Origin of the sequence: Streptomyces sp. NPDC002018, from assembly GCF_042890865.1 — a bacterium.
Taxonomy (GTDB): domain Bacteria; phylum Actinomycetota; class Actinomycetes; order Streptomycetales; family Streptomycetaceae; genus Streptomyces.
On sequence record NZ_JBIASO010000036.1, the window covers coordinates 19537 to 38388 of the forward strand.

The following is an 18852-nucleotide window of genomic DNA, read 5'->3' on the forward strand; positions in this document are numbered from 1 at the left end:
TTGTCTTCCTCTCGGGCGGACTGTGCGGGCATTTCGCGACGCTGGAGAGGTTACGTGCCCATCACATCCCAAGCTCCCTTGCCCCGCGCGGTTCTTCCGCGGACCGCCCGCCGACGTCATCGGCCCCTGCACGCGACGGTCGCCGTACTGCTCACCGGCGCGCTCGGCTTCGGCGCGCTGGCCGGTGCCGGCGCGGCCGCGGCAGTGCCCTTCGCGACCACGTCCGCGTCCACGTCCGCGTCCACGTCCGCGACCACGTCCGCGTCCACGTCCGCGTCCACGGGGACGTCCGGCGGTACGGACTACACGAAACTCGTCGACCCGTTCGTGTCGACCGCCGGTGACGACGGCAACGACCTGCCGGGCGCCCAGGCGCCTCACGGTCTGGCCAAGGTCAACCCGCTGACCACGCCCAACCGCAACCACACCGGGTACGACTACAACGAGGACCACATCGCCGGGTTCACCGCGACGAACCTCGACGGCGTCGGCGGCTCGGGAGGCGGCGGCGACCTGCTCGTCGTCCCGACATCCGTGCGGTACGACAGCCGCCCCGCCGCCGGCACGTACGCCCATCCGTACAGCCACGACGACGAGACCGCGACGCCCGGCTACTACCAGGTGGGCCTCGGGGCCGTCTCCGGAACCGGGTCGTCGGTGAAGCAGGACTCCGGCACCATCAAGGCCGAGATGACCGCGACGACGCGCACGGCGCTTCAGCGGTACAGCTTCCCCGCCGGGGCGGACCCCGAGCTCGTCCTCGACCTGGCGAACAACTTCACCAGCCGCACCCGCTCGACCATGAAGGCGACGACGCTCCCGGACGGGACCACCTCGATCACCGGACTCGTCGCGGGATCGTTCAACGGCGCCTCGTACCAGCTGTACTACGCCGCCACCACGAACGTCCCCGTGACCTCCCTGAAGAGCTGGGGCAACGACGGCAGGCTGAGCGACGCGACCACGCGGGACGGGTCCGACACCGGCGCCGTCCTCGGGTTCGACAAGTCCGCCGGGGACGACATCGAACTGCGCGTCACGCTGTCGCCGGTCAGCGCGGAACAGGCCGCGACCGACCAGCGCAACGAGGTGGGCGACCTCACCTTCGACCAGGCGCGCGCCCGGACGAAGGCGGAGTGGAACAGCGCGCTCGGCGCCGTCGCCGTGCGCTCCTCCGCGAAGTCCGACCCCGGGTCGACGCTCACCAAGGAGTTCTACACGCACCTGTACCGCATGTACGCGCTGCCGGTGAACGCCACCAGCACCAGCGGCACGTACCGCGGCGCCGACGGAGCGGTGCACCGGGCGAACGGCTTCACGTACTACGACGGCTGGTCCACCTGGGACGACTTCCGCAAGTACTCCGTCGAGGCCTACATCGACCCGGCCACCTACCGGGACATGGTGCAGTCGCTGATCGTGCTCTTCGCCGACGCGCGCACCTCCGGCAAGAGCCTCGGCGGCCTCACCCACTCGGTCCCGACCGTGCGCTGGGAGCGCTCGGCCGTGCTGGTCGCCGACGCGCTGTCGAAGGGCTTCAAGAACTTCGACCGGCTCGACGAGGCGTACCCGGCGCTGCTGTCGTACTCCGGCTCCTACACGGGGGCGCAGCTACGCCAGGGATACGTCACCGGGGATCCCGGTACGACCGTCCAGCGCGGCTACGACCAGTGGGCGCTCTCCGTCATCGCCGACGCGCTCGGCAAGAAGGAGGACGCGAAGAAGCTGCGCGCCCAGTCGACCATGGCGATCGACAACCTCGTGAAGTCAGGCGCCTGGACCGCGGCCGACGGCACCGAGGTCGGTCTGCTCACCCCGCGCGCCGCGGGCGGTGACTGGCAGAGCGCCGACTACGAGAAGTTCGAGGAGGCCGGCCTCTACCAGGGCACGCTGTGGCAGTACCACTGGTACGACGCGTACGACATGGGCGGGCTCATCGAGGCCATGGGCGGACCGAAGGCCGGGAAGGCCGCGGTCAGGCATATGTTCGGCGAGGACTCCACCGCCGACGACGGCTCGACCATGCTGCACTCCAACGCCAACGAGATCGACTTGCAGGCCCCGTACCTCTTCAACTACGTCGGCGAGCCGAGCCTCACGCAGAAGTGGGTTCGGGCCATCTACACCGGCACGACCTGGAACCGCTACATCGCGACGGGCTCCACGAACGAGGCCCCCAGCTCCGGCGGCCAGTTCACCCCGCCGGTCAAGACCCAGGTCTACAAGCTCTCCCCGAACGGCTTCCTGCCGACCATGGACAACGACGCCGGCACCATGTCGACCATGTTCGTCGCCGCCGCCCTGGGCCTGTTCCCGGTGACCGCCGGTTCCAGCCAGTTCCAGATCGGCAGCCCGTTCTTCGACTCCACGACGATCACCTACGCCAACGGCACCCGGTTCACGGTGAAGGCCGACGGCGTGTCGCCGAGCGACTACTACGTGCGGAGCGCGACCCTCAACGGCTCGCGGTTCGACAACACGTGGCTCGACTACTCCCAGATCATCTCCGGCGGCACCCTGGACTTCACCATGGGCTCCAAGCCCTCCCAGTGGGGCGCCCACACGAAGCCCGCGTACTCACTGAGCTCGGACGACACGGGTGACGGCGACACAGGTGACGGCGACACCGGAACGGACAAGGGCGACACCGTCGTCTCCGCCCGCCCGGGCACCGTCGACACCGCCGCGGACGGCACCGTCGACGCCGGCGTGAAGCTGACCCTGGACGGACCGGCCTCGTTCGCCGCCCGCAAGGGAACCAGTCTCACCAGGACCGGGGCGGCGACCGTGACCGGCCTGCCGGGCGGTGTCACGGCGGACCTCCGCGTCAGCGGCTCGCGTACGGCGACGCTGTCGCTCACCGGCACCGCGAAGGTCGACGCGCGCTTCGGCATCACGTTCCACGACGCGGCCTTCGCCCACGGGGTGCGGGCCTCGACGGTGGGCGGCACCGGGATATCCCCGACCGACCCGCTCGTCATCTCCGCCGCCGCCGTGCACCGCGAGGCCCTCGACGCACTCGTCGATGAGGCGTCCCTGGTGCGCGGCGGCAACTACTCCGACGGCTCCTGGAGCCTGTTCCGCTCGGCGCTCGAACGCGCGCGGACCGTTCTCGCGGACACCACGTCCGCGACCGGCACGATCATGGCCGCGGACGACGCGCTGCACTCCGCCATCGACGCGCTCACCATCGACGAGGGCGGCTACGCCGTGCTCCAGGCCGAGGACCCCGACCAGAAGGAGGGCCCCAGCCTCGTCAGCGAGCGGAACAACTCGGACGGCAACCTCGGCGGCGTCACCGAGGGATCGTGGGAGCGGTTCACCAGGCTGGACTTCGGCGGGATCGCCCCGCAGAGCATCTCGGTCCGCTACGCGAACTCCCAGGCGACGAACGCCCAGCCGAGCAGTGTCGACATCCACGCCGGCGCCGCCGACGGCCCCGTCGTCGCCACCGTCCAGCTCCCCGGAACCGGCGGCTGGCAGTACTACACCACGGTGCAGGCGGCCGTCACCGACCCGGACGCCCTGCTGGACGCGGAGAGCGCGACCTTCGTGTTCCACGCCCCGTCCGGCCAGCAGTGGGTGTCGAACTTCGACTGGCACCAGTTCTCGCCGTACGAGGTCTCCTCGTCCCCCACGACCACGCTCGCCACACTGACCACGGTGAACACCACCACGACCGGCGACGGTTCGCTCCCGCTCAACCTCTCGAACGGCATCTTCGAGAACGTGACGAACGGCGCGTGGGCGCGGTGGAAGGACACCGACCTCCGCGACGGCGCCGACACCGTCACCGTCCGCTATGCCAAGCCCCAGTCGCGCGCCGCGTCGGACTCGCACATCGAACTGCGCCTCGGCTCGAAGGACGGCCCGAAGAGCGTCGACATCCCCCTCGACTACACCGGATCGGACTGGGGAACCATCGCCACCACGAGCGTGCGGCTCGACCCAAGCGTCTTCACCGGCGTCCAGGACGTGTACGCGGCGTTCGTCTCCACCACGCACACCACCTCCCAGCCCTACGTGGCCAACATCTACTCGCTGACCCTGACGCAGGACGCCGGCGCCCCCGTGGGCTTCGACGCCACCGCGTTCCGCTCGAACAGCGGTGGCGGGCTGAAGAGCGAGCCGGTCGGCTGGACCGGCTCGGGTTCCACCACCGACCTCGGCGGCACCTACGACGGAGCCTGGCTCGACTACGGGGACATCGACTTCGGCGGCTCCCCGAAGAGCACCGTCACGATCACCTACGTCAACAACTCCGCCCGCTGCGGCACCGGCTCCGCCGTCCAGCTCTACCTGGACTCCTTCGACGCGGCCGACCCCGGCACGCCGTACGCGACCGTACCGCTGCCGGTCACGGGAAGCGCGTGGTCCTCAGGAGGGACGACGAGTCTGACCCTGCCCACGGCGATCACCGGCACGCACACCGTCCACCTGCGGTTGACGACGAACCCGGACTCCTCGCACCCGTACGTCGCGAATCTGGGCCGGATCACCTTCAGCCACGTCGACACGCCCGTCGTCACGGACACGTCCGCCCTGCGGAAGGCGATCGACCAGTACGAGGGACTCTCCGGCGACGCGGAGCGCTACAACACGATCGACTTCGGTGTGTACCAGCGCGAACTCGCCGCGGCGCGCGCCCTCGTCGACACCGACGACGCGACCCAGCTCGAAGTCGACACACAGACGCGCGGCCTCACCCTGGCCGCCGAACAGCTGGTCCCGATGCCGAGGCTGCGACTGGAGGACCTGGTCACGACCGCGTCGGCCCTCGGCAACGACCGCTACACAGAAGCCTCGTGGAAGGCGTTCACCAGGGCACTCGCCGAGGCGAGGACCGCGGTCGCGGACGACACGGCCACGGACGCGACCCTCACCGCCCGGTACGGGACCCTTCGTCATGCCCTGTCCGCGCTCACCACGAAGCCCAGGACGGTGCCCGCCACGCCTGACGCGGTGTCGGCGACGTCGTCCGGCTCCAGTGTGACGGTCGCCTGGTCCGCGCCCGAGGACACCGGCGGCTCACCGGTCACCGGCTACGAGATCACCCTCAGCGACGGCCACCAGGTCGAGATCCACGATCCGGACAGCCGGAGCACGACGTTCACCCGGCTGCGGGCCAACAGGTCGTACACGGCGCGCGTCCGGGCGGTGAACATGTTCGGCGCCTCGCACCCGAGCGCCGCCACGGCACCCGTGGTGACCGGCGGGGGCAAGCCGCAGAAGCCGGCCGTGAAGGGTGTGGTCACGGACGGCAAGCAGGTCCGCGTGACCTGGCGGGCGGCCGGCGACGGCGGATTCCCGATCATCGGCTACACCGTGGCCCTGGGCGACGGGACCACCGCGCACGTGCCCGCCACGACCGGTACGGCCCTGCTCACGACCACGAGCAGGGCCACGGCGCACACGGCCACCGTGACCGCGGTCACCCTGGCCGGAACCTCGGACGACTCCCGCGCGACCGCCGTGGCGACGGCCGCGGCGACCGCCTCCGACCCGGCGACCGCCTCCGACCCGGTGTACGCCTTCGACCCGGCATACGAGCCGTCCCCCTTCCCGGACGACACACTGAACGCGACCTACGCGTCGGACACGTGGCCGGGGGCCGACGACGGCACGGACTACTTCAACGGCCTGCTCAACGGCATCGACGACCTCCACTCCGACATCCTCGGCGCGGGCGCCAAGGTGCCCGGCGGGGCCGCGCTCACCGCTGAGAACGACCGGATCGCGGTGCGTATCAACAACGCGGCGACACAGAAGGAGGTGGACCGGGCCGAGGCCGACGGGACCAACAGCGCCACCGTCACGATGGCCGACGGCCTCGGCTCCCGGCTCGGCCGGATCTACCGCGACGCCCTGGACGGCGGCCGGCTGCCGAAGACCAGCGCGCTCTTCTCCCGCGTCACGAAGGACCTCGACAAGACCGACGCGGCGAAGAACCACTACGCCTACCCGCGCCCGTACGTGCGGCTCGGGTTCGTCGGCGACGGCGGCGACATCTACGAGTCGCAGGACGGCTCGTACGGCAGCCTCGCCACCAGCGGCTCGTACCCGAGCGGCCACACCTACGGCGGCTACGAGACCGGAACCATCCTCGCCACGCTCCTGCCGGAGCTGGCACCGTCGATCCTCGCGCGCACCTCGGAGTACGGGAACAACCGCGTCGTCCTCGGGTTCCACTACCCGCTCGACGTCATGGGCGGCCGTATCGCCGGACAGGCCACCGTCGCGCACCGATGGGCGGACCCCGACTTCGCGAAGCTGCTGACCCAGGCCCACACCGAGATGGAGAACGTGCTGCTCGCGCAGTGCGAGAAGGAGGGATACGGCGACACACTCGCGGCCTGCGAGGGCGACTCCTACGGCGGCCTGAGCAGGGCGCAGCACGTCGACCTGTACACGCGGCGCCTGACCTACGGGTTCTCACAGGTGGGGAAGTCCGGGCAGGCCCTCAGGACACCGTCCGACGCGGCGGCCCTGCTGATCACCGCGTTCCCGGACCTCACCACCGAGCAGCGCGCACAGATCCTGGAGCAGACCGCGACGGACTCCGGGTACCCGCTCGACCTGACCGCGGACGGCGGAGCGAGCTGGGAGCGGATCAACCTGGCGGCGGCGATGACGGCGCGCGTGGTGGTCAACGCCAACGGGTCGGTCACGGTGCGGAACTTCCCGGACGCCACCAAGGCCGGTGTCGCCGACGCGAGGGCGATCACCGTCGGGGGCGTCGCGATCGACGGGTTCGATCCGGACGGCTCCACATACGTCGTCGACTGGCCGAAGAGCGCGAGGATCCCGGCCGTCTCCGCCGTACCGGCCCAGTCCGGCGCGCGGGTGAAGGTCACCGAGGGCAGTTCGGTCCTGTCGTCGACCGGATCCCGGTTCACCACCCGCACGATCAAGGTGACCTCGGCCAACGGTTCGGCCACCCGGACCTACACGGTCGGGTTCCAGCCCACGGACCGTGATGACCGGCCGGTCGCGGCCGGCGGCAACGGCCGTGACGTCGCCATCCCGGGATCCGGTCTGTGGCCCGCCTCCGGCCTGCGGTTCCCCTCCGGCCTGTTCGGCATCGGAGGCATCGGGGCACGTCCGGTCGCCGGCGCCGGCGTGGACGGAGCCCAGATGATCCCCAGGGCGCTGGGCACGACATAACCGCGGGACCTGCCGCGCCCCGCAGGGCCGCGGCAGGATCCCACTGATCCTCGGCAGATACACCGCCTCCGGCGACCGGCCCCTCCGGGCGAACCCCTGATGTTCGCCCGGAGGGGCCGTCGCCATGACGCCCCGGCGACCCTCGCCCCCACCCGGCGCGACGCCGTGCCGACCGCTCCTGTGCCGCGGATCGCGCTTCCGTCACGGGCAGCAGCAACCCGGCGGCGCCGTCCGTGCCGGCGATGTCTTGCGGCGGGTTCCGTCGTCAGGTGTGAGGCTGCCTCGGCCTGCCGCGCGGTCGGGGCCGAGGTCCGGTCCTGACTCACCACATCACTTCTCCCGCATCCAGGCGAGCGTGATGTGCATGTCGCTGAATCGCCAGCCCGCCGATGTCCGGACCGCGGTGCAGGCGACTCGCAGGCCGCTCGTCCGATGGGGCGCTTCGCCGGCGCGGTAGAAGTACACGAGCTGGTTCGCGGTGGCCTTCGCGCGGTCACCGTCAACGTGCACCAGCACGTCCCCGTGAATGTGCTGGGTGTGTTCTCCCTCGACGTGGCTTCGCTTCAGGTGGGCGGTCACCTCATCGAGGCCGTGCAGCTCGCCCCGCGGCGAGCGCACCGCGATGTCGTCGTGATAGACGGTGGCGGCGTCTTCGTGGCGGCACTCGTCCAGCAGGTTGGCCAGGCAGGCGAACAGGTCGGCGATCTCGGCCCGGTCGGTGGTCCAGGCGGCAGTGGGCACGACGGCTCCTTCGACGGTCTCGACGTTGGTGGGACCAACACTATGGCCAGAGTGTTGGTCTTGCCAACATCCATGCCGGTAGAGTGGTCGCCATGGATGAGACCCCCGAGCGCTTGGCGGCGAAGCCGAGTTGGCTGATCACCCAGCTGGCCGTGCACGCCCGCCGGCTGGTGTTCGACGGATTCACCGCCGCCGGGGCGCGCGGGTACCACTACCGCATCCTGGCGGCCCTGCACGAGTTCGGGCCCGCGAGCCAGGCGGAGCTCGGCCGCCGGTGCCGCATCGACCGCAGCGACGTCGTGGCGGCCGTCAATGAACTGGTCGAGCAGGGCTTCGCCGACCGGGCGCCGGACCCGGACCATGGACGGCGCAACAAGGTGACGCTCACCGATGACGGTGTCCGACAACTACGGCGTATGGACGCGGTGCTCGATCAGGTGCAGGACGACCTGCTCACACCGCTGTCGGCCGAGGAACAGCGGACTCTGACCCGCCTGCTCGGCCGAGTTCTCGCCCAGCACGAATCGCAATGACCGCCGTTCTCACCCGACCTCGGACGGGCCCCGAGACAGCCTGCCGATAAGCCATCCGGATCCGGACGGCCTCGGCCCGCGGCGTAGCCGCGATCACGCCGCACAGGAGTGGCTCATGGGGCACATGGTGGCACTGGGAGTGAGTCGCGCGAAGCGGGTCCGCTTCGATGGAGGCGATGACGCGATCGGTGAGTTCGACGCCGTGGGCGTCGGAGGGAAGGACCACTGTCTGCACGTCCTGTTCGCGATGTGCTGGACTACTCCCTGGCCCCTTGGGGCGGTCCGGCCGTCGATGCCGAGGGTCGCCTCGCCACCTTCCACATGGCCGGCGGTGAGCTGCCGGTACGCAGCCCCGAGGATGTCCTTCAGGCTGTGGAACCGTTCCGCGGGTGGACCGGCGTCCACGGATCACCGTCATCCGCGGTTGTCCGCGACGACGGTCGGCGCTGTCGCGGACGTGATGGTCATTCGCGTTTATGCCTGGATGACCCGCTCTGCTATGCCCTTCGTGATGGTCACTTCGACGGTGAGGTTGCCGTTCTTCGCGGCTGCGTCCAGTTCGTCGGCGGTGCAGTTCTCCGCCGACGGGGTTTCGGGGTCGCCGCAGATGTCACCGCCTTGGACCAGGGTGTCTTCCGCGACGAAGAAGGGGCGGCCGTCGACCTCCAGCTTGCCGGGTGCCAGGTAGGTCAGGGTGCCGGTGACCGTTCCGTCCTCACGGTTGTCTGTACTGGCGTCGCCGCCGTCGGCGGCCCCGGAACCGGCGTCGGCACTGGCGCTGGTCTCGGCGCTGGCGCTGGTCTCGGTGCCGGCGCCGGCCTCGGCATCGGAAGCGGCGCCCGAGCCGGCGGGCTCGCAGGCGGTGAGGAACAGGCCGGTGGCGGCCAGGAGACCGACGGCGGCCAGCGTACGAGAGCGGGTGCGGGCGTGGCGGAGGAGCGACATGTGTGTGCCCTTTCGGCGTTGTGTTCTTGTGGATCTCGACCCCTCAGGCACCGTCCACAGCAGGGCGGCTCACCGTGTCGCCGTGCGTTGTGGGGCGCGGGACCAGGGTGGGATTCGGGTTGCGGTCGGTCGGAGGATCAGATGAGGCCGGCGCGTATGGCGTAGGAGACGGCGTGGGCGCGGTTGCGCAGCCGCATGCGCTTCATCAGGCCGTAGAGGATGTTCTTGACGGTGCGTTCGGAGTAGGACAGCCTCGTCGCGATCTCGTAGAGTTCCTTGCCCTCGGCGACCAGGCGCAGTACGTCCACCTCGCGAGGGCTGACTCCGGATGCCGTCAGGCCCCGGGGGGCGAGGACCTCCCGTTGGGTCCGCCTGACTTGTTCCATCAGGGTGCCCTGGAGGGTGGGCGGGAGGCTTCCACCGCCGCCCGCGATGGTGAGCAGGGTGTGGACGAAGGCCGCAGGACTGAAGGAGTCGTGCCACAGTACGGCGCGGACCCCGCGGTCGACGGCGGTCGAGACGTCGGCCTGCCATCTCTTTCCCACCACCATGGCGAAGCGCGCGCCGGGCTTGTCGCACAGGCTGACCAGCAGGTCCAGGGAAGAGGCGTCGGCGACGTCCACGGCGACCACGATGACGTCGGCTTCCTGGATCCTGCCTGCTGGGACCTCGCGGGTACGGCGGTCGTTCTGAAGGCAGCTGACCAGCCCCGTGCGGACGATGGCGTCAGGTGAGTGAATGGCCACGCGCACCGTGTCCGTGAGTACCTGTTGAGGCATGTGCCCTCTCCATCTGGGACTCAAGTGGTTCATGCGCTTCAGGAGGCGATCGTGCCATGTGTGGTTGCGCCGATCCGCTGCCTTGGGGCACTGACCCGTTAAGGACAGGGAAATCTGTCACCAGTGGGCTCGGCCGCGGCCGGGTTCCCGGGTTCGTGGCCGGTGCCGTCGTGGAGTACGTCGATCAGCCTGTTGATCCGGTGGCGGGCCCGACGAGGGACCTGGGCCGGGAGAGGGCTTCCACGATTCCGTCATCTGCCGTGGCGGGCCAGGGAGGCGGCGGCGTAGAGGGTGGCGAAAGCCAGGAGGAACAGGGCTCTCCCGGACCGCCGGGTGCCGTTGCCGCGTGCGTGCTCGCCGTGGAATCGGCTCCCAAGGCCCTGGCCGGCGGGGAAGTCACCGGTGGGCATGTGTCAAGGAGGGAGGCGTGACCCGGGCGGCCCGACGTGCGGCTCTGCGAGGTGGAGGAGCGGTCGGCGGTCCTGCGCGGTCGTGGTCATCCGAGGTCAGCGGACCGCGGCGAGCACGGCTGTCGCGACCTCGGTGCGCGATCGCATACCGGTGCGTGCGAACAGCCGTGACAGGCGGTTCGCGACCGCGTCCTCGCTGAGCCGCAGTACGCCGGCGATCTGACGGTTGGTGAGGCCCTCGGCGAGCAGGGTGGCCAGCAGGTGCTCGTTCTCTGCCGTGGCCCGCTTACGACCGGGCACGACCAGCCCGGTTTCGCGCATCGCGGCCCTGGTGCGGAAGCGCCACAGCGCGGCACCGGTCTCGCCGAACAGTTCGTACGCTTCGTGCAGCAGCGCGGCCGGACCCGCGTTCGCGCGTGCGGCGGCTGTGAGCGTCACCGCCGTTTCGAACATCTGGCCGCGTGCGCGGGCCAGTTCGACCGCTTCGCGCAGACGCCTGCGGGCGTCCGGGAGGTCCGGCCCCAGGACTCGGACGGACGCCAGCAGGTACAGCAGCCGTGTCCGTCCGCTGTCCATCCGCTCGGCCAGCCGCTCAAGGCGCTCCAGGCAGGCCACCGCCTCACGGATGTGTCCCGCTTCCGTGTGCACCTCGGCGAGGGAGGCCCACAGCTCGTCTGTGCCGTAGACAGATCCGCGGTCGTCCGCCGCGCTCAGCCCGCGCCGCAGTGTCTCCTCGGCCCGGCCGAGGTCGCCGACGGTCCGCAGCACCTCGGCGTCGGTGTGATCCAGGACGTGTTCGAGAGGCCCGTTCACCTGCCCGCGCGCGCTGCTGATCAGGCGGCCGGCGCTGGTGACGCGGCCCCTCGCGAGGAGAACGGCCGCCGTTCGGGCGGGAAGCAGATGGTGCCCGGGGACCACGTTCAGCACTCCGCCGTTGGCCAGCAGCCGACGTGCCAGCGGGAGCGCCTCGTCCCACCGGCCCTCAAGGTGCCGCAGGAGGAACTGGCTGCAGGCAGGGAGAAGTTCCGCCGCCAGCCCCCGTGCGGCCAGCAGGGCCGTTGCCCGCCGCAGGTCGCCGGTGCCGAGCAGCATGTCGAGTTGGGCGATGACCATCGCGAATGCCTTGCTGCGCGGCAGCTCCGGCGCGTCCGGCCTGGTCAGTGCACGCGTGAACCGATCCGGTCGGCCCAGCACAAACTCCGTGACTCCGCCGAACAGTTCCAGCAGCGCGTGACTGTCGGGGGTGGTCTCCCATATCGGCTCGGTCCGCGAGAGCAGGGCCAGTGCCTCCTGCCATCTCTCCAACTGCCACAGTGCCTGGACACGGCCGGACACCGTGGCCACGGCGGGCAGCGGCAGTCCGTCCCACCAGGATGCGGTGGCCATCCGGGACAGCGCCGGCCAGTCCTTCTCGGCGCCTGCCGACGCCACCAGCAGGGTGGCCGCTTCGTAGAGGGTCAGCGGGTCGAGGCCCTCGGCCGGGGCGGACACGATCGCCTCGGCCGCTGTCCGGGCCGTCGGGTAGTCACCGCAGCCGTGTGCGGCCTGACCGCACCGCAGTACCGCCTGGTCGCGGGCGGGCGACTCCTCGATGAGGCGCACGGCCCCCAGGTACCACCGCAGCATTCCCCGGCGGTCGAGGTCGGGGTACAGCGCTCTCGCGGCCGTGGTCAGTTCCGCCACCGCGCGTTCGGGGTCGACCAGGATGCCCGCGTCGGCGATCCGGTCCGGAAGATAGGTGTCCGCGTCCGCCTCGTCGAGGATCGCTGCTGCCGGTGAGTCATATGGGGCCCCGGTGGCTGCCCCTCCTCCGCCCGCCCACAGCGCTCCCACCGCGGCGGCGGACAGGCGGCCGCGCTCCAGTGGCCCCAGCCGCTCCCGGACCGCGTGTGCCATCAGCGGTACGCGGAACGCCCACCCCCGGAGCGCGGCTCCGTCCTGCCCGGCCAGTTCATCCACCATGCCCTCGTCCACCAGAGTGCGGATGCTGTGGCCGACAGCCGCGGCGGACAGCCCGGTCGATGCCGCGAGCAGCGCTGTGGCCGGCCGGCCGAGCGGCCACAGGACGCTCAGCGCCGAGGCCACCGTCCAGCAGGGCTCGCCCAGCGACCGCAGGGCCACGACGTACCTGTCGCCGTCCGGCAGCACCGGCGCCGGTGTTCCGACGCCCAGGAAGGCGTGCCCGTCGGCCATGCGTATCGCGTCCCGTCCCGTCCATTCGACGAGCAGGGCGTCGACCGCCCCGGGAATCCCGCGGCTCAGCCGGTGGACCCGTCGTACCAGGCCGGCGTCGGGCACCGCCCGCAACCGCCGCGCCACCAGGGCGGTGACGTCCTCCAGTCCGAGGCGCGGCAGAACGATCGTGTGCGCCGCCCGGTTGCGGGCCAGCCGTTCCACGGCCCGGCCGGTCTGGGAGGACCGGGAGGCCCGGGAAGGCCGCGAGGTCAGGGAAGGCCGGGACATACTGTCCGGTGTGGTGTGCCGCACCGCCGCGACCATCACCCGGGTGTTGGGCAGAACCCGCCGGAAGTCGACTCTGCCGAGCAGGGCGAGGGATTCGGTGTCGGCGTGCTGCGCATCGTCGACGACCACGGCCGTGGGCATCGGCTGCGCCAGAGCGGCGGAGAGCGCTTCGGCCATCGCTGCGCTGTCGCCCTCCTTCACCGCGGTCAGCGCCGCCACCGCCGGCCCATGTGCCGGCCGACGTCTCGCCGCGGCGGGCCGGTGCTCCTCCAGAGCCATGACCAGTCGCAGTGCCAGGAGCAGAGGACGCTCGCCGTCATCAGGAACGCAGGCCACCGGCAGGACCGCGACCCCTTCGGCACGCAGCCGCTCGGCGGCGGCACGCACGAACGCGCTGCGCCCGACGCCCCGTTCCCCCCGGACAAGCACCAGGCCCGGCCCGGCCGGATCGCGGAGGCGGTCGTCGACCTCCGCCGACTCGCTCTCCCGGCCGAGCAGGTCCTCGCCCGTTCCGTGGAAACGCGCGGACGTGCCGCCGAAGACCAACTCGGTGTCTCTCCGGGCAGCCACTGACTCCACCGTATCCTCGATCGACACACGTACCTGGCGGGTGGCCGCCCGGTACGGGCCGTCCCGGCCGACCGGCCCCGGTCCAGGATCTTGCCATCATGACCAACGTGCCGGAAAAGACGGTGGCTTGTTCGGGAAGTCCATGCGAACCCGCAGTCTCACCCAGCCGTTCGACGTGAAGAATGGGGTCAAACGAGGAGTCGTCGTGCAGCGGTACCGATCACCTCTCGTCGGCAGGAACGGCGAAGTCGAGGACGTGGCGCAGGCGTTACGTTCCGCCGGTGCCGCGGCGCGGACCCTGCTGGTCACCGGCGGGGCCGGAACCGGTAAAACCGCGGTGCTGGGCGAGGCTTGGCGGGCGGCGGCCAAGGAGGGCGCCAAGGTCCTGCGGCTCGGCTGGGAAGGCGCGCGGGGCCCGGCCGGTACGGCCGCCCTCGCGGACGCCGTCTGTGGCGTACTCGCCAAGATCCATGACAGTCGACAGCAGGCACGCGTCACCATGGTGCGCCGGGCGCGCTCGCAGACCGTCGGCCGTGGCAGCGAGGTGGCCCTTCTCTCCGTCTTGGGCGAGGTGCTGGCGGACGCGGCTCAGTACGTTCCGTTCGCCCTGATCGTCGACGACACCCATCGGATGCCGGATGCGACGGCCTCCGCGCTGGGTCTGCTGCTGCGCGCGTTCCGTCCGGCGGGTGTGCCGGTGGTGATGGCCGGCCGGCCGACGGGCCCGGGGCGGGTCGGCGGTGCGCACCTGCCCGCGGCGGCCGACCGAGTGCTCGAACTGCCGCCGCTGTCGTCGGCCGAGGCCGGCGAGCTCATCGTGCGGAGGCTGGGCCACCCTGTCGAGCCCGGCCTGGTGACGGCGGTGCTGCGTTCGCTGGGCCCGCTGGCGGGGAGTCCGGCGGCCGTGCTGTCGGTGCTCGCCTCGCTGGAGGAGCGCGGCGGCCTGCTCGAACTCGACGGCCGGATGTGCCTGACCGTGCCGGAGGGCGGGCTGCGGCTCACCGCGGACGTCACAGATCTGGGCCGGCTCGTGTGGCCGGACACGGCACCGGATGCCGGCACGGTCGGGATGGCGGCCGCTCTCGCCCGTCTGATCGAGCGGGCCGGACTGCGGCTTGACGACCTGCACCGTCTGCGGCCACTGGGCGGGCTGCCCGAAGCCGTCGGCCGTGCCCTGGACGACCTGGTCAGGGACCGGGTGGTGACCGTCGACCGGGACGGCGGGATAGCGTTCGCTGTTCCGGCGCTCGCGGCGGCGCTGCTGACGCTGCCCGAGGGCCGGGACGTGCGGTCGCTGCATGCCGCGATCACCAGATCGGTGACCGATCGGCTGGGCCCCGCCGCGACGGGTGCCGCCCACCCGCGGCTGGCCGACCACGCGGCGGCGGCGGGGCCGGCGCTCGGCGCCGCGCTCGCGGTGCCGCTGCTGATGGCCGCCGCCCGCAGCAGCGCGAAGCCCGACAGTTTCTGGCGGGCCCGCAGCTACCACTCGGCGTTGCGGCACCTGTCTCCGCACGACACCAGAACGACCGGTGTGCTGCGCGAGTCCGCGGCCCTCGGCCTGCGGTACGCCGACCATACCGGCGTACTCGCGCTCGGCGAGCCGCTGCTCGCCTGTCTCGACGGGCCGCACGGCGCGGACCGGGGCGGTCTGGAATGGGTCACCCGGGCATGGACTCTGTCGGCGCTGCACGAGCATCGGTCCCCGCACACCGACGATGCCGACCCCCGATACGGCGCGGCGCTCGGGCGAGTGCCGGCCGCTGCCCTGCTGTCGGGGCTCGGCGGACTGTACGGGATCGGCCCGGTCACGCCGATGACATTCCGGCCGGGGCCGACGGCCGACCGCGTCCCGGACGCCGACCGGGAGTCCGGCTCCGGGGCGGTCCCGTCACCTGCGGAAGTGCGGCTGCTGGCAGCCGCCGTGGGCGGCGCCGCCGAGTTCGAGCGTGCCCGGCGGGGCCTGCCGCGGGATGCCCTGGACCGGCTGCGGAACGCCGCCGCGTACGGCGACCTGGCGGGTGCTCTTGAGGCCGTGCTCAGTGGGCGTTACGCCGGGGCGGGGCGGAGTACCGCCGTCCAGTACCACGCCATGGTGCGCGAGTACCTGGCGGGGCACTGGGACGGCGCGCTGTCAGGCGCCCGTCGGATCGAGACGCGGGGCCGGACCGACGGCGCGGCCGGCGTCGGACAGCTGGCCCGTGCGCTGGCAGCAGAGATCCAGCTCGTGCGCGGAGAGCTCGGACACGCCCGCGAGTGGCTGGACCTGATCCCGGACTCCGTCAGCCATCCACTGGTGACCCGGGCGCGACTGGGTGTCCGGTACTGGTCGGGGCAGAGGGACGAGGCTTTGGAAGAGGCATGGCGCGGTGTGCGGCGGGCGCGTGAGAGTGGACTGCTCGCGGGCGTCGACCGAGTGTTGCTGCGGATTCTGTCGATCGCGCTTGAGGGGAACGACCCGGAGGCAGCGCGCCGGACCATGGAGGAGATGGAGACACTGCACGAAGAGTCGGCCTCGCCCATGACGCGCGAGGTGGTGCTCCTCGGACGCGGCATGGTGCACGGTGACGCGGACAGCGCGCTGGCCGCGTACCGGTTGGCGGGGCGGCGGGTCGATGTGCCCCTGAGGGTGGACTGCTGCGGGTGCTTGGCGGAAGTCGGCGACGACCCGGAGTCGTGGCTGGCCGAGGCGACGCGGAGCGGGCACGCGCTGGGCATGGGGCGGCCCGTCCGCAGTCGGCTCGGCGCGGCGGCGCGTCGGCGGAATGTCTCTCTCCCCAGGCGCCGGGCGGCCCGGGAAGGGCGGAGTGAGCGGGACGCGCGGCTGATCGCCATGGTGAGCGAGGGAGCCACCAACCGGCAGATCGCCGCCCGGCTGGCGTGCAGCGAGAAGACGGTGGAGCAGCGGCTCACGCGGCTGTTCCAGCGGACCGGGTGCCGTTCCAGGGTGGAGCTGGCCGCGGCCTGGCTGGACGGCAGCCTTGCCCGGCAGGGGCTGGTGCCCGATGACGGGCCACGCCCATATGGCGGGGACGGGACGGCGCTTCCGGCTGGCTGAATCGCGGACGGGACGGGAGCTGCACCGGAAGGCGGGATTTGTCGTTCCGCGGTCGCCGGACCGGTCGCCGGACCGGTCGCCGGACCGGTCGCCGGACCGGTCGCCGGACCCGTCGCCGGGCCGGTCACCGCCGACCGTGTCCGCCCATGCCCCCATGGGGCAGTCAAAGCTCGGGCTCCTCCTCGGCGAAGCGCGGTCTGCGCAAGCTCACGGTGTCGAAGGCTCCCGCACCGTGATAGGTGACCCTGACCGTCGGACGCTCGTGGTACGCGGCCCAGTCCACTCTGGGGTCGTGTCCGGTCTGATGACGGGCCGTCGGGTGATGCGGCGCGGGAAGCGGTGGGGGTGTGGACGGGGCATGGGCCGGGTACGGCGGTATGTCCGGACGGTATGTGCCGTGCCGTCCCGCGGCCCTTTCCTCGTTGCCGCTCATCAACACGATGGTGACGCCGACGATGATCAGCAGGAGCCCGGGTATGGTCGCGGGCTTAATGTGCTGTCCCATGAGCCACCACGCGGTGAGCGCGGCGACGGGGGTCTCCAGCAGGAGCAGGATGCTCATGGTCGTCGCCGATGTCCTGCCGAGGGCGAAGTTCAGCGCGCCGAGCCCCAGAAGCTGGGGGAGGACGAGCAGTCCGAGCAGCGACCATTGTGTGGCTCTGTCGAAACCCGTCAGCGGGATGTCGGCCAGCCAGCAGACCACGAGGAGTTCCAGGCCGCAGACCAGCGAAGTGAACGTCGAATACAGCGGTGTGCTCACATCCGCGCGCGACCGTTCGCTCAGCGCGGTGTACCCGGCCTGGGCGAGGGCCCCGGCCAGGGCGAGCAGGTCGCCCAGCAGCGCCGTACCGCCGGACTCGATGTCGAGACCGGCCGCCGCGGCCGCTCCGACCACGGAGAGCGTGAGACCCGCCCATGTTCTGCGAGACGTCCGGGCGCCCTGGCCCGCGGCGATGAGGGCCTGCCAGACGGGCTGGGTGGCGACAAGGGCGGTTGACATGGCGACCGAGGTCAGCCGGGTGCTCGTCATGAACGCCGCGAAGTGCAGAGCGAGCGCCGTGGCCGCGAGGAAGCCGAAGACCAAGGGCCGCCACTGCTCCCGGCGCAGGAGGGCGCGCTCGCCGCGCGCGACACGCACCACCTCGCGACGGCGCAGCAACAGGAGGAAGGGCCCCAGTACGGCGAAGCCCAGGCAGTTGCGCCAGAAGGCCATGGCGAGTGGCGAGGCGGAGCCGGCGGCGGTCAGTGGGGCGGTGGCCGAGATGGAGACAACGGTGACCACCATCGCAGCCACCGACAGCGGATCGATTTTGGTTTTCACGCTCTCGTACCGCCGTGCGCGGTGGACCGGCCCGCTGCGGATGCCGAGTCGGCCGGGCGATCAGTCATGAGAGGTGGCTGAGCAAGGTGAAGGCGCCGTTGCGAGAACTGGTGGCCGAACCCGGACAGTCCTTCGGAACGTAGACAGAGATCGCGGTATCCGTTGTCCGGGCGGTGGAGTATGCCCAATGCCTCTTCATCGCTGATCGAGAACTGCAACTGCCCATAGGGTGACGTGCGGTCGCCAGGGCGGTCGATTGTTTCCGGTTCTTTCATCGCCGCGTTGACTCCGACTGTGCGTGGTTGGTTCGGGCCTGATAGCGCTCGCGCCGTGTGCCGAGCCTGCGGTACTTTGCCGACATGAAGCCCGGCTTGTGGGACAGGGTTCGCTGTGTCGAACACCGGTAGGCCGCGATTGTCATTTCCGTGCGCGGTTCACCGCTGACGTCACTGCTTTGAGTGATGCCCAGGTCGTATTGGCATGAATTCCGATGCCCCACAGCACCTGGCCTTCGACGGCACATTCGACGTATGAGGCGGCCTGGGCGCGGGCGCCCTCGGTCATCGCGTGCTCGCTGTAGTCCAGCACGCGGGTGTCGATGCCAATGCCGGCCAGAGCGTCGACGAAGGCGGAGATGGGGCCGTTGCCGTGGCCGGTCAGGACGACGTTTTCACCGTCGACGACTGCCGCGACGGTGAGCGCGTCCGTGCCGTCGGTGGAGATCGAGGCCGGGGCGGCGCGCAGCGTGAGGCGTCTCCAGGTGTTCTGCGAAGTGGGCAGGTACTCGTCCTGGAAGACGGACCAGATCTGGCCGGGTGTGACCTCGCCGCCCTCGGCGTCGGTCTTGGCCTGGATGATGCGGGAGAAC

The 18852-nt window shown here is 71.2% G+C and carries 10 protein-coding genes; 3 read left to right on the forward strand and 7 right to left on the reverse strand.

Features of this window, described 5'->3' with window-relative positions; genetic code table 11:
- The first annotated feature begins 54 nt into the window (after positions 1-54).
- The gene (locus ACFYYH_RS33355; RefSeq protein ID WP_388559304.1) at positions 55-7164 is read left to right on the forward strand and encodes a glycoside hydrolase domain-containing protein; all 7110 of its coding nucleotides are present in this window, start codon (positions 55-57) and stop codon (positions 7162-7164) included.
- 330 nt (positions 7165-7494) lie between these two features.
- Here ACFYYH_RS33355 and ACFYYH_RS33360 read toward each other — a convergent pair whose 3' ends face one another.
- A complete protein-coding gene (locus tag ACFYYH_RS33360; protein ID WP_388559307.1) occupies positions 7495-7905 on the reverse strand; it encodes a nuclear transport factor 2 family protein in 411 nt (136 codons plus the stop codon).
- Positions 7906-7997: 92 nt separating this feature from the next.
- On the opposite strand from ACFYYH_RS33360, the gene ACFYYH_RS33365 reads away from it, so the two are divergent.
- Positions 7998-8438 carry a MarR family winged helix-turn-helix transcriptional regulator gene (locus ACFYYH_RS33365; RefSeq protein ID WP_388559310.1) on the forward strand — a complete coding sequence of 147 codons (441 nt, stop codon included), beginning with the start codon at positions 7998-8000 and terminating at the stop codon, positions 8436-8438.
- A gap of 474 nt (positions 8439-8912) precedes the next feature.
- Here the strand turns inward: ACFYYH_RS33365 and ACFYYH_RS33370 are convergent, their stop codons facing one another.
- The 4 genes from ACFYYH_RS33370 to ACFYYH_RS33385 form a co-directional block, all read right to left on the reverse strand.
- A complete protein-coding gene (locus ACFYYH_RS33370) occupies positions 8913-9383 on the reverse strand; it encodes a hypothetical protein (RefSeq protein ID WP_388559313.1) in 471 nt (156 codons plus the stop codon).
- Between the two features lie 137 nt (positions 9384-9520).
- Positions 9521-10162 carry a response regulator transcription factor gene (locus ACFYYH_RS33375; RefSeq protein ID WP_388559316.1) on the reverse strand — a complete coding sequence of 214 codons (642 nt, stop codon included), beginning with the start codon at positions 10160-10162 and terminating at the stop codon, positions 9521-9523.
- 251 nt (positions 10163-10413) lie between these two features.
- Positions 10414-10572 (reverse strand): hypothetical protein, encoded by a 159-nt coding sequence (locus ACFYYH_RS33380; RefSeq protein WP_388559319.1) that lies wholly within the window; start codon positions 10570-10572, stop codon positions 10414-10416.
- Between the two features lie 96 nt (positions 10573-10668).
- On the reverse strand, positions 10669-13605 hold the full coding sequence (locus ACFYYH_RS33385) for an AAA family ATPase (protein ID WP_388559322.1): 2937 nt from the start codon (positions 13603-13605) through the stop codon (positions 10669-10671).
- 142 nt (positions 13606-13747) lie between these two features.
- Between ACFYYH_RS33385 and ACFYYH_RS33390 the strand changes: the two genes are divergently transcribed.
- Positions 13748-16663, forward strand: a complete 2916-nt coding sequence (locus ACFYYH_RS33390; RefSeq protein WP_388559325.1) for an AAA family ATPase — start codon at positions 13748-13750, stop codon at positions 16661-16663.
- Between the two features lie 163 nt (positions 16664-16826).
- Here the strand turns inward: ACFYYH_RS33390 and ACFYYH_RS33395 are convergent, their stop codons facing one another.
- Together ACFYYH_RS33395 and ACFYYH_RS33400 are read right to left on the reverse strand one after the other, a co-directional pair.
- A complete protein-coding gene (locus ACFYYH_RS33395) occupies positions 16827-17984 on the reverse strand; it encodes a DMT family transporter (RefSeq protein ID WP_388559328.1) in 1158 nt (385 codons plus the stop codon).
- A gap of 417 nt (positions 17985-18401) precedes the next feature.
- A partial coding sequence (locus ACFYYH_RS33400) for an alpha-isopropylmalate synthase regulatory domain-containing protein (RefSeq protein WP_388559331.1) occupies positions 18402-18852 on the reverse strand: 451 nt, incomplete at its 5' end.